Here is a 13115-nt window from a genome sequence, read left to right on the forward strand (position 1 = left end):
CGCTGGATGCCCGCCTCTGCCGCAATACCAATTGACGTATATTTGCCGCTTCAACAGTGATTAATCTCTCTGTGGTGCCATCCTTATGGGCAGAAACCAGCATTACTTGGAATTCGTTCAACCGGAACGGGGTTCGAATATACACGCCCTTCAAGGCTTTGTCAAATGTATACCTATTACAAGTTCTGAATGTCTCTCCAGGGTCGAGTCACCCGGAGGATTCTCACCTTCGGGCTCCCACGGAACGGAGCGTGACAGTCTCCCATCACTCCGCTCGCACCTGTGCCGTGCCCAACTGGGAGTGTCAAGTTAACGGCTGATCTTGGTTGTTGAAGTGGTCAGAGGTTGGCCGGGGTGAGCCGGCCCTCGAAGGCGATCTGGAACGCGTTGAGAGGTGCCTTCCAGCGCATGGTCCACCTGCGGCGGCCGTTGCCGGTCGGGTCCAGGCTCATCAACGCCATGTACACGCACTTGAGCGCGGCCTGCTCGTTGGGGAAGTGCCCGCGGGCGCGGACGGCCTTGCGGATACGGGCGTTGACGGACTCGATCGCGTTCGTCGAGCAGATGACCTTGCGGATCTCCACGTCGAAGCCGAGGAACGGCACGAACTCGGCTCAGGCGTTCTCCCACAGCTTCACGATCGCCGGGTACTTCCGCCCCCAGGCCTCGGCGAACTCCAGGAACCGCTCGGTCGCCGCGTCCTCCGTGGGTGCGGTGTAGACCGGCTTGAGCGCCTTGGCGATCTTCTCCCAGTCCTGCCGTGCCGCGTAGCGGAACGAGTTTCGCAGCAGGTGGATCACACACGTCTGCACGATGGTGGCCGGCCACACCGCCTCGACCGCCTCCGGCAGGCCCTTGAGCCCGTCGCAGACGAGCATCAGCACGTCGGCCACACCCCGGTTCTTCAGCTCGGTGAGCACGTGCAGCCAGTGCTTGGCTCCCTCGCCGCCGTCACCGGCCCACAGACCGAGGATGTCCCGGTGGCCGTCGACGGTGACCGCCATCGCCAGGTAGATGGGCCGGTTCGCGACCTTCCCGTCCCGGATCTTCACATTGATCGCATCGATGAACACGACCGGGTACACCGGGTCGAGTGGCCTGTTCTGCCACTCGGTCATCCCGTCGATGACCTTGTCCGTGATCGTCGAGATCGTCTGCTTCGACACCTCGGCGCCGTACACCTCGGCCAGGTGCGCGGCGATCTCCCCATGCGTCAGCCCCCGGGCCGACAACGACAGCACTAGCTCATCCACCCCGGACAACCTGCGCTGGCGCTTACGCACGATCCGCGGCTCGAACGTCCCCGCGACATCCCGCGGGACCCGCACCTCAACCGGGCCGACGTCAGTCAGCACGGTCTTCGTCCGGGTGCCGTTACGGGAGTTCCCGGTGCCCTTGCCCGCCGGGTCGTGCTTGTCGTAGCCGACGTGGTCGGTGATCTCGCCCTCCAGGGCGGACTCCAGGACCCGCTTGGTCAGCTGCTGCAGCAGACCACCCTCACCGGTCAGCTTCAGCCCTTCACCACGTGCCCGGTCCACCAGCAACGCGATCAACTGCTCGTCCGTGGCCGTAGCCACCGACCCGCCTGCCGGCTCCTGCTCGATGATGGTCTCGGTCGTCATCTGGCGCATCTCCCTTGATCAGCAGATCCGCCGTTAGTTGTACACACCCGACCGCCAAAGCTGGCACGGCCGCCGCGACCACGCCCTGCTCCTACTCGACGTCCAGACCGGGCTGCGGGTATCGGAGATCACCGGCCTGAGCCGCCAGGACATTCACCTCGGGGCCGGGGCGCATGTCCGCTGTCACGGCAAGGGCCGCAAGGATCGGGCCACCCCACTCACCACCCAGACGGTCAAGGTGATGCGAACCTGGCTCACCGAGCTCAGCCCCGACCCCGCCGGGCCGCTGTTCCCCACCCAACCTGGCAGCCGGCTCTCCCGAGACGCCGTCGAGCGCCTCGTCGCAAGACACGCCGCTACCGCCGCAGACACCTGCGCGTCGATCAAGGAGAAACACGTCACCCCGCACACACTGCGGCACACCGCCGCCATGACGCTCCTGAAGGCCGGCGTCGATACCTCCGTCATCGCCCTCTGGCTCGGGCACGAAGGGACCGAAACCACCCAGATCTACCTTCACGCCGACATGACCATCAAGGAACAGGCCCTCGCCCGCGTCCAGCAGCCCGGCACCAGCCCCGGCCGCTACCGGCCACCCGACACCCTGCTCGCGTTCCTCGACAACCTCTAACTACCGCCTCCACCCACCGGGTTATGCCGACGACGGGAAGCCGTCCACCGCCCTGAACAGCGGATCCGGCACCAGCATCGGCATAACCCGGGCCTCGGCATAAGCCGACTTATGCCGAGCTCGGCATAAGTCGGCGTAGCGGACCACGACCGGGCAACCGTCCATCGTCTTCCCGGCACGGGTGCCGGTGACGTGGTAGCGGACCCCGGCGGCGGCCTCCATGCCGTGCAGAGCAACGTTCATGAGCAACGGACTGATCACCCCGCCCTGGGGAGCGCCCTCCTCGGTGGGGGTGAACCGGCCGTCCTCGACCACGCCCGCCTTCAACCACTGCCGGACCAGTCCCCGTCCGGGGAACCAGCCCAGCGACCGGCAGATGTGGTCGTGGTCGAGCCGGTCGAACGCCGCCGCCAGGTCGGCGTCGAGCACCCACAGCCGTTTGGCGTCGGTGCGGCTCGACGTCGTGTGGATGGCCACGATGGCGTCGTGGCAGCCACGACCCGGTCGGAAGCCGTAGGATTTCGGCTCGAACCGGGCCTCCCATTCGGGCTCCAGCGCGCTCACCGTCAGGGCTTGCAGCGCCCGGTCAGCGATCACGGGAATCCCGAGGCCGCGACGGCGGCCGTTGCTCTTGGGCACATACACGCGCTTGACCGGCAGGGGAGTCCACGGCTTGGCGTCGTTCTGGATCCAGTCGGCCAGTTCGGCCTTCTGCTCCCCAGTCACCACGACCTGCCGGTCCACCCCGGCCGTCCTGCGACCAGCATTGCGCTCCGTCACCCGCCGCACCGCCACCACGGCGTTACTGCGCGAGCGGAGCATCAACTTCTGCAAGTTCCGGACCTTCTTCAGGTCCCCGTCCCGCGACGCCGCGAAGATCCGCTGCCGTAGCCGCCGTACGTTGTCCTCGCAGGTCCGCCAATCGATGGCGTCCCAGCCAGCACGGTCGTCCTCCGGTCCGTTCACGCCGAGAGCCGCCATCGCCAACGCGAAGGCATGAGCTGTCATCGTGTCTAACTTGCCCTTCGGTTCCGAAGCTGTGGTCAGCAGTAGCTCCGCAGGCTCACCCGACCCGCGTCAGCGCCCTTTCAGGCCAGGGCACATGCCCGTATCCGGCCGGTTATCCGGCGACCGCTGGCGGAGGAGCCAGCATCACCGCCGCCGGTTTCCCGCTGCCTTTCGGCCACCGGCATTCGCTTCTCGGGTCGTCCTGCGCCCGCTGGGACATCGTCCGCCCTCACAGGCGGCCTACCAGCCGAATCACTGTCCGGCTGGACCCCATCGGGGTTGTCACGTTCCGCATGAGACAGATACGGCCGGGTAGGGCGCCCTCTGAACCCCGGGGACGGTGGTGCGCTCCCGCCCGGCTAGATTCCTCCGAGCGGCACCTGCCGCCTTGCAACGGCTGGCCCCTGTCTCCCGCTGGCGCGTCCCATCGAGCGGAAGTGCCTATGACGAGGCGTCATCGAGGGTTCACTTGCGTTCACCCGTCCGGTCTTCCCCAGCCGGTAACCCCTGGATGGAACAGGAGTCCTTGGGCCCTTCCCCGGGCTTCGCACCCCGCGGTTACCCGCGACGCACGCCGAGGCGGGGACGGTCCTTGCGCACGGGACCGGACACTACATCCGCGACGTCACGCCGCACCTCCTTCGATGAGTGTCGCTGTACTCATGCGACTTGCGTGTCGCACGACCTGGTTGATCCAGGAGGATCCGGTCGGAGTGAAGTGCATGTGGAATCGGGGATGTTTCGCGAGCCAGGCTCGCACGGTGGGGGTCTTGTGGGTGCCGTAGATGTCGCAGACGAGGTGTACGTCCAGCTCCGCCGGTACCGTCTTGTCGATCGTGATCAGGAACTTCCTGAACTCGACGGCGCGGTGCTGGCGGTGCAGTTCGCTGATCACGGTGCCGTCGGCGATGTTGAACGCGGCGAACAGGCTGGTGACGCCGTTGCGGGCGTAGTCGTGGGTGCGGCGTTCCGGCATGCCGGGCATCATCGGCAGCACCGGCTGGGATCTGTCGAGGGCTTGGACCTGGCTCTTCTCGTCGACGCAGAGCACCACGGCCCGCTCGGGTGGGTTGTGGTACAGCCCGACCACGTCGACGACCTTCTCGATGAACAGCGGGTCGGTGGACAGCTTGAACGTGTCGGCACGGTGGGGCTTGAGGCCGAAGTCGCGCCAGATCCGCCCGATCGTGGACTTGGACAACCCGGACCTGTCCGCCATCGACCTGCGGGACCAGTGGGTGGCGTTACGTGGCGTCTGTTCCAGGGTCGCGACCACCACGTCCTCGACCCGGTCAAGGCTGATCGATGGTGGGCGGCCCGGCCGTTCTTCGTCGGCCAGGCCATCCAGGCGTAGTTTCAGGAAACGCCGCCGCCACTTACCCACAGTCGACAGATGCACACCGAGACTCGACGCGACGTCAGTGTTCGACGCCCCTTCGGCGCACGCCAGGATGATCCGTGAACGCATCGCCAGAACCTGTGACGACTTCGCCCGTCGTGACCAGCGGGTCAACGTCGTCCGCTCTTCGTCGGTCAGCGTCAGCGGCGGGGTGGGACGACCAGTTCTCGGCATCCCCCACCCTACCCACTTATCAGGCGAATTTCCGGCGCAGGATACTAGCACGTCCCATCTGCGGGCCTCGACGATGACGAGGCAACATCGAGGGTTCACTTGCGTTCACCCGCCCGGTCTTTCCCTCGCCCGTGGCTCTCGGATGGAACGAGAGCCCTTCGGCTTGAACCCCGGGCTTCGCACCCCACGGTTACCCATGACGCACGCCGGGGCGGGAACAGGCCACCGAGCACGGACCTGGGCTACGTCACCGTCATCGCAGCCTCCCATCGACGCAACCACTTGAGATGTGCGACCTCGTGTCGCACGGAACGGTTCACACCGTTCCTGGCGATCCCGCCCGAGGTCCGCCGGATCATGCCAGCAGTCTAGTTTTAATCAAAACTTCATCTGCTTGCATCAATCAGCCGATCACGCCCTGCCAGCAGGCTTTGACCTGCGGATTCTCCCGCCTCGTGCCGAGTTGCTGCACCACGACCGGCCACCGCCCACAGGTAGCATCAGGGCTCGGTTGCGGCGTACCCGAGCCAGCTTGGCGGAGGAGGAGCACGGTTGAACACGCCGTCCTTCAGCGACCTCGGCCGCTTTCTGGACGCCAATCGGCAAACGCTGCTCACCGTACTCACCGTGCTGGAGCTGTTGATCCTGCTGGTAGTGCTGCTGCGGTGGTTCGACCGCCGGTACGGCATCCGGGGCACCGGGCAACGAATCCGGCGTGGCGTCTGGGGCGCGGCACGGGATCTGGCGGCGCCGATCGCGGGCTTTGTCCGGCTTCGGCGAGGGGTACGAGTGGTTGCCGGGAGCTTCGCCGGGTCGGGTCCGGTGCCGCTGGCCCGAGCCTGGATCGGATCCGCCCGGTCAGCCCTGGCCGACCGGGACGATTTCTGGCCGTACCTGGTGTTGCTGGGCAATGGGCAGCTCAGCGTACGACTCGCCGGCGCGGGAGCGGACATGCCGTCTCCGGCGGCGGAATCCCCGTGGCAGGTCACCGGGCCGCGCCACTGGCGTGCCCGCGGTCCGCTGCCCTCAGGCTCCGCACCGGCCGCCAGCGACTCGCTGCCGGTCGCCGTAGGAGTGCAGGACAGGACGATGGTCCTGCTGGACATCGCGCGCTGCCCCGGGATCCTGTCCGTACACGGTGCCCCGCTACCGGCGGAGCGGCTGGTGTCCGTGTTGGTCGCCCAGCTGGCCGCGCTGACCGGCGGGCACGGCGTGCACCGCCTGATCGTCGCGGCGGAACCCGGCTACGGCGCCGGGGCGGTCGGAATCGACCGGATGCCGCTGTCCGAGGCGCTCACAGCTATCGCGACCCGTCCGACACCGGACGGACGTACCGTCCTGGTCTGCCGACGGCCCGATCCGCAGGCGGCAGCGCGGCTCGCCGACCTGGTTGCCGACGATCCTGGGCTGCTGGTCCTGGTCGCCGGCTACCTACCCGGATCGCGTTGGCGGCTACGGGCCGACCTGGCCGGCCGGGTGACCGCACCGGAGTTACTGCTCGACGTGGACTCCACGCCACTTGTCCGGTGCCTGTTGCCCCGCCGCCGAACTGCACCCCCCACCCCACCGGCACCCGCCTGGGCTGAGGAGGAGTTGCCCGGACCTACCGGCGCAGCAACCGCTACGCCAACGGAACCCGCCGTACCCGAGCCCTCTCGGCCACCCGCCCCGACGGCGAGGCTGCCGGTCGCCACCCCACCGTCCAGACCGTCGGCTCCGCCCACCGCCAACGATGACCTGATCGAACAGGCGCAGGACGGGCAGCAGCCGACGGCGTACTCCGGCATCGAGTCTGCCGGCCGGACTGGAGACCGATAGATGCGCCTGCTGCTGACCGTCATCTCCGGCGGTGCCGACCGGGACATCGCGATGGACGTCGAGGCGGCCACCCCGGTGGGCGCGTTCATCGAACAGGACGGCTCCCGGAGCGACTGGTATCTCGACGGAGAGCGGCTGGATCCGGCCTGGACGGTCAGCCGGGCTGGGCTGGTCGCCGGGGTCCGGCTGGGCGACGGTGCGCCGGTACCCGGTGGCGGGGTGCGGTACCTGCCGGGCGACCCTCGGACCCATTGGCTGGAGGTGCACGGCGTCGGTGGCCCGAGCGCCGGGCAGGTCTGGCCGGTCGGCCTGGGCTGTCACGACATCGGTTCGGCGCCCGGGTCCGCGATCGATCCGGGCGGCAGCGGAGTGCCCGCGCACGCCGCCCGGCTCACGATCGACGAGCAAGGTCGCGCCTGGGTGGCCACCCGTGGTGCCGGGGCGCGTCTGGCGATGCCACGGCCCCCAGCCCAGACCGATCCGATGCCCGCACCCGGGCACCCCGGTCACGTCGAGCAGCGCGGGTCGAAGCTCCGCGCCGGACACGGGCAGGAGCACGCGGACGAGCCCGACGCCTCAGGGCCCGGACGCGACGGATCCCGCCGCTGGCCGACCGGTGTGGACCTGGCGGTGGGCGGCAGCCTGCTACGGCTGGTGTCGCGCCCGGCACCGGATGCCGCGGTGACGCCGGCCGTGGACGTGCCGATGCTGGACTTCAACCGGCCGCCACGGATCGTGCCGCCGCTGCTCTTCGCACGGCGACGGCTGCCCAGCCCACCGGTCAAGCCGAACAGCCGCCCGATCCCGCTGCTGATGATCCTCGCCCCGATGGTGATGGGCCTGGCGTTCGTCTTCCTCTTCCGGTCGTACTTCTTCCTGCTGATCATGGCGCTCAGTCCTATCCTGGCATTGTCGAACTGGTACACCGACCGACGCAGCGGCCGTAAGCGGTACCGCAGGGATCTCGCCGAGTACCTTCGTAAGCGCAGCCGGATCATGCGGGAGTTGACGGCGGCGGTCGCCGAGGAACGGTTGGCCCGCTGCGAGGCGTCGCCGGACCCGGCGACCGTTCTGTACACGGCCGTCGGCCCCGGCCGGCGACTGTGGGAACGCCGCCGCCGCGACCCCGACCATCTCGTACTACGGGTCGGCACGTTGGATCAGCCGTCGCTGATCGAGGTGGAGGACCCGGCCCGCCCCGATACGGACCGCCAGCTGCGCTGGACCGTTCCGGACGCGCCGGTCACCGTGGATCTGGCTGACCGGAAGGTGATCGGCCTGGCCGGCGCGGCGGAGACGACGTACGCGACGGCACGCTGGCTCGTCCTCCAGGCCGCCGCCCTGCACAGCCCACGTGACCTGCGGATTCACGTGTTGACCGAGCAGGCCGGGAAGGAACGGTGGGGCTGGGTGCGCTGGCTGCCGCACACCCGACCGGCCGAGGACGGCATCCAGACCGGACAGCCCTACACGCTGGTCGGCAACGACCCGGAGACCGTGGCGAACCGGGTGGCCGAGCTGGTGGCGCTGGTCGCCGCACGGACCAAGGCCCGGGGCTCGCAACTCGGCCAGGTCCTGTTCAGCGAGCCGGACATACTGCTGGTCGTCGACGGCGCCCGCCGGCTGCGCGACGTGTCCGGCATGGTGCAGGTGCTCACCGACGGGCCAGCGGTGCAGGTCTTCGCGATCTGCATCGACGCCGAGGAACGGTTGCTGCCGGAGGAGTGCACGGCGGTGCTACGCGCAGACGCGGACGGGCTGACGGTACGGCAGACCGGCGTGCCCGAGGCCACCGGTGTACGTCCGGACATGATCACCGCCCAGTGGTGCGAGCGGGTGGCCCGGGCGATGGCTCCGCTGCGGGATGTCACCCCGGACGAGACGGCCGGGCTGCCCGACCGCAGCCGACTGCTGGAGCTGCTGGACGCCGACCCGCCGGACGGTGCCGACCTTGCCGAACGTTGGTCCCGCCAACCCGCCTCCACGAGCTTCGTGATCGGTAGTGGTTTCGACGGAGCGGTAGCGCTCGACCTGGTCCGCGACGGGCCGCACGCGCTGATCGCCGGCACCACCGGTGCCGGCAAGTCCGAGCTGTTGCAGTCCATGGTGGTATCTCTGGCCGCAGTGAACCGCCCGGACGAGTTGACCTTCGTGCTGGTCGACTACAAGGGTGGTAGCGCGTTCCACAGTTGTGTACGGCTGCCGCACACCCTCGGCATGGTCACCGACCTGGACAGCGCGTCGGTGGTCCGAGCGTTGGAGTCGCTCGGCGCGGAGTTGCGTCGCCGCGAGGAGATCCTGGCCCGGGCGGCCGCCAAGGACCTCGTGCAGTACCGGACGATGCGTGGCCGCGACCCTTCGCTGCCGGCGGTGCCCCGACTCGTCCTGGTCATCGACGAGTTCGCCACACTCGTCCGGGAGGTTCCGGACTTCGTGCCCGGGCTGGTCAGCATCGCGCAGCGTGGCCGCTCGCTGGGCATCCATCTGATCCTGGCCACCCAGCGCCCGGCTGGTGTGGTGACCACCGACATTCGCGCCAACACCAACCTGCGCATCGCGCTGCGGGTCACCGATCCGATGGAGAGTTCGGACGTCATCGACGTACCGGACGCCGCGATGATTCCGGCGGCGACCCCGGGCCGGGCGCTCGCCCGACTCGCCCACCGGTCCACCCTGCCCTTTCAGACCGGGTACGTCGGCGCGGTGTACCAGGGTGCCGGCCCGGACACCGCTGAGTCCGGGCCGGCCGCTCCGGTGTACGGCACGGAGTTGCCCTGGTCCCGGCTGGGCCGGGCGCTGCCGCCACCGGTGGTGACGCCCCGTGGCGGTGCCGCACCTGACGAGTTGGCCGCCACCGACCTCGACGTACTGGTCAACGCGATCGAAGCCGCCGCCCGGGAGGTGGGCTGCGAGCAGCAGCCGAGCCCATGGCTACCGCCGCTGCCGCCGGTCGTGCTGCTGGACGACCTCACCCTGCCGGAGTCGCGCACCGGGCCCGGTCTGCCGCCGGTACCGTACGCGCTGGCCGACCTGCCGTTGCAGCAGAGCCAGCCGGTGCTCGCCTGTGACCTCGCCGCACTCGGACACCTGTACGTGCTGGGTGCCTCCCGTTCGGGACGGTCGCAGTTGCTGCGCACGCTGGCCGCGTCGCTGGCCAGGTCGCTCTCCTGCGCGGACCTGCATCTGTACGCCGTCGACGCGGCCGGCGGATCGATGATGGCGCTGGCGGAGTTTCCGCACTGCGGTGCGGTGGTGCCCCGGGCCGATCTGGAGCGTCTGGAACGCCTGCTCGGCCGCATGCAGGGCGAGCTTGCCCGCCGACACGAGTTGCTGGCCCAGCACTCCTGCGCCGGCCTCGACGAACTGCGGTCGGCGCTGCCGCCAGCGCAGCGTCCGGCACACCTGATGCTGCTGGTGGACGGCTGGGACTCGCTGGCTGCCGTCCTCAACGACCACGACGGCGGACGGCTGCTGGACCAGTTTCTCGGCCTGCTACGCGAGGGGCCGGCCGCTGGGCTGCATCTCGTGATGTCCTCGGAGCGGTCGCTGTTGACCGGGCGGGTGGCGAATCTCAACGACCACCGGATCATGCTGCGGATGGCCGACCGCACCGACTACTCGGCGATCGGCGTCAGTCACCGTCGGGTGCCGGAGGTGGTGCCGCCCGGACGGGGCTGGCACTCGGCGGACCAGGCGGAGATTCAGGTCGCCCTGCTGGACCTGGATCCGTCCGGCCCGGCGCAGGTCGAGGCGATGCGTCGGATCGCGGCTCGGGCCGCCGCCCGCGACAGCGCGGTGCCGGCGCAGCGACGGCCGTTCCCGGTGGCCGGGCTGCCCGCCGCAGTCACCTTCGCCGAGGCGTTTGCACAGGTCCCGGCTGAGCAGCGGCATCCGCTGCGGGCGCTGCTCGGGATCGGCGGCGACGCCGCCGCACCCTGCTATGTGGACTTCGCTGGCCGGCAGGCCACCTTCTTGGTCGCCGGTCCGCCCGGCTCGGGCCGCAGCAACACGCTGGCCACGCTCGCGGTGTCGCTACTGGCCGGGGGCACCGCGCTGGTCATCCTGACGCCCCGCGAGTCGGTGTTGCGCCGGTTGACGGTGCATGACCGGGTGCGGGCGGTCGAGGGGCCTGCACCGGACCCGGCGCAGGTGACCGCCGCGCTGGATGAGCTGGGCAGCCCGCTGGTGGTGCTGGTCGACGACGTCGACCTGTTGGGTTTCGCCAATCCAGTGGAAGCGGTACTGCGCCAGGTGGTGGGCACCGGCCGGGACCGGGCACTCGGTCTGGCGTACGCGGGAACGGCAGAGACCCTCACCCAGTCGTTGGGTGGCTGGATCGCCGAGGCCCGTCGCTCACGGCAGGGCGTGCTGTTGGCGCCGCAGTCGGCCATCGAGGGTGACCTGGTCGGAGCCAGGGTGCCGCCGGGGCTGCTGCGCTCCGGTGGGCGACCTGGTCGCGGCTACGTTCCGGATCCGGCGACCGGCGCATTGAGTACGGTCACGATTCCGCACACCGTGCTGCGCTGACCCGACTCGGACACGGTCACCGGGGCCACGCTGGGCACGGCTACCGGGGCCACGCGGGCCGCGCGGCCCGGTAGCTGGTGACGGCTACCGGGCCGCGCGGCCGACGCGGGCCGCAAGAGGCGACGTGGGTCAGCTCGCCGGTGGCGGCTGGGACAGCGCCTGATCCATGTCGCTCAGGTTCTTCGCGATCATCGAGAAGTGCCCCGCGAAGGTCTCCAGATTGCTGACCGCCGCGGTCAGCGAGTTGGTGAAGTCGGTGTACTGCGTGTCCATCACCGGGCTGGCCTGCTGCAGCCAGAGGCCGCCCTGGCTGGTCAGCAGCTCACTGACGTTAACCTGCAGGTTCTTCAGCACGCTGGCGATCTCCGCGCCCTCGGTGGTCAGCCGCCCGGCGACGGTGTTGACCAGGGCGTAATCGACGTTTACCTCTGCCATCGGATGCCTCCAATCGGTCGGTCAGGCCGAGCTGCTCGAGGCCGCGATCTGCTCGTCCATCGTGCTCAGCTGAACCGTGATGTTGTGGAACTGCTGCGCGAAGGAGCGGATGTTCTCGATCGCCGCAGTCAACTCGGTGTTGAAGGTCTGGTACTGCCCGCTGAGGGTGGGGCTGGACTTCTGCAACCACAGGCCACCGTCGCTGGTGAGCAACTGGGACACCGCGGTGAGTAGATCCTCCAGCCGGGGCACGGTCTGCGTCACGGCGGAATTGAGCTGTTCGTTGACCGCCTGGACCTTGCCGAAGTCGACGGTGATGTTGGGCATGGCATTGCTCCAAGGGTGGCTGGGTCACATGGTGACGGTGGTGAAGGGAATGTAGTCGTCGTCCTCGGATGACTCCTCGGAGACGAGTGTCCACTCCCCGGTGTTCGGATTGCCGGTGTACTTCTTGGTGCCATCCGAGTCCACGACCGTCTTGGTGCCGGAGTCCGGTCCGGTCACCACGATGTCGGTCGTGGTGGTCTCGCCCTCGTGGTCGACGGTCACCTGGTGCGATCCACCGTCGGGCTTCGGGGTGACGGTACTGGTTGTGGTGCCCTCGCTGGTGGTGGAGGTCACCACGAACGAACCGTCGTCGTTGGTCTTTTTTACAATCTTCTCCTCCATGCCGTCGGAGTGGGTGACGGTGGAGGTGTAGTCGACGACATCGATCTCCCCGTCGCCGTCGGTGTCACGGTAAGTGAACTCGGTCGTCTCGGTATAGGTCAGTCCGTCGCCGGAGGTGACCGTGGTCGTCTCGGAGATGACGTTGCCGTCTTCGTCCAGCACCGCCGAGGTCTTGTTGCTGCCCACCTCTGCGGTGCCGTCGATCGAGGTGGGCGGATCCCCCGGCTCCGGCACCGGGGGGCCACTCCACAGCGGCACCGAACCGTCGACCAGGTTCCCGTCCTTGTCGTAGTACTGGAAGGTGATCTCCCGGTCCTTGAGGTCGAGATACCGCTCGTACGCGGCTGTGTCGGCCTGCCAGCCGTTGACGCTGGCCTTGAGACGGTCCAGGTTCACCTTGCCAGCGACGTCCGCGTCCAGGTCGAAGTAGGCCTTGGCGATGCTGTCGAAGGTGTTTGCCAGCTCGTCAAGCAGCTCCATCGAGTCCTTGAACGGGGAATGGCAGGCAGAGAAGAAGGCGCTCAGTGTGCCGTACAGGGCCGAGTTGCCCACCTGGCTGGAGTCGACGACGGTCCCGTCGGAGGTGACCACCGCCCGACGCGACCCGGTCTCCACATCAAACTCGATCTTGCTTTTCAACTCACGCAGGCTGCCCGCGAGACTGTGCAGCAGCGCGTAGTCGAGCACCAGGTCGGCCACCCCGCGCCCCTTCCTCCGGCTCGTCGGCGTACGCCGTCTGTGTGATTCGACGCGGCTGGGGCCGCCAGCGGTTCACTTGTGAACCTCCGCGCGGGTGCGCCACGTCGAACAGGACGACGGCGTCCGGGGCAGC

General features: G+C 68.7%; 7 protein-coding genes and 2 pseudogenes. 3 read left to right on the forward strand and 6 right to left on the reverse strand.

Features of this window, described 5'->3' with window-relative positions:
* Positions 1-338: 338 nt before the first annotated feature.
* Positions 339-1622, reverse strand: a pseudogene (locus tag O7543_RS18495) (IS256 family transposase).
* Between the two features lie 37 nt (positions 1623-1659).
* Between O7543_RS18495 and O7543_RS18500 the strand changes: the two are divergent.
* Complete coding sequence (locus O7543_RS18500) at positions 1660-2253, forward strand: tyrosine-type recombinase/integrase (protein WP_281552696.1); 594 nt, start codon at positions 1660-1662, stop codon at positions 2251-2253.
* Between the two features lie 21 nt (positions 2254-2274).
* On the opposite strand, the gene O7543_RS18505 is transcribed toward O7543_RS18500, so the two are convergent.
* Positions 2275-3261, reverse strand: coding sequence for a reverse transcriptase N-terminal domain-containing protein (locus O7543_RS18505; protein ID WP_348650023.1), 987 nt, complete (start codon positions 3259-3261; stop codon positions 2275-2277).
* A 676-nt stretch (positions 3262-3937) separates the two neighbouring features.
* Positions 3938-4834 (reverse strand): annotated as a pseudogene (locus tag O7543_RS18510) (IS630 family transposase); the annotation flags it as partial.
* A gap of 552 nt (positions 4835-5386) precedes the next feature.
* On the opposite strand from O7543_RS18510, the gene O7543_RS18515 reads away from it, so the two are divergent.
* Entirely contained in the window at positions 5387-6652 is a 1266-nt protein-coding gene (locus tag O7543_RS18515) for a hypothetical protein (protein WP_281552695.1), read from the forward strand.
* Entirely contained in the window at positions 6653-11179 is a 4527-nt protein-coding gene (locus O7543_RS18520; protein ID WP_281552694.1) for an FtsK/SpoIIIE domain-containing protein, read from the forward strand.
* Between the two features lie 129 nt (positions 11180-11308).
* On the opposite strand, the gene O7543_RS18525 is transcribed toward O7543_RS18520, so the two are convergent.
* Genes O7543_RS18525 through O7543_RS18535 form a run of 3 tightly spaced genes read right to left on the reverse strand, consistent with a single transcriptional unit; the run spans position 11309 to position 12982 of the window.
* Complete coding sequence (locus tag O7543_RS18525; RefSeq protein ID WP_281552693.1) at positions 11309-11614, reverse strand: hypothetical protein; 306 nt, start codon at positions 11612-11614, stop codon at positions 11309-11311.
* 21 nt (positions 11615-11635) lie between these two features.
* Positions 11636-11941, reverse strand: coding sequence for a hypothetical protein (locus O7543_RS18530; protein ID WP_281552692.1), 306 nt, complete (start codon positions 11939-11941; stop codon positions 11636-11638).
* Positions 11942-11965: 24 nt separating this feature from the next.
* Positions 11966-12982 carry a hypothetical protein gene (locus O7543_RS18535; protein ID WP_281552691.1) on the reverse strand — a complete coding sequence of 339 codons (1017 nt, stop codon included), beginning with the start codon at positions 12980-12982 and terminating at the stop codon, positions 11966-11968.
* Positions 12983-13115: the final 133 nt, after the last annotated feature.

The sequence above is a fragment of the Solwaraspora sp. WMMA2080 genome, from assembly GCF_027497395.1.
GTDB lineage: Bacteria > Actinomycetota > Actinomycetes > Mycobacteriales > Micromonosporaceae > Micromonospora_E.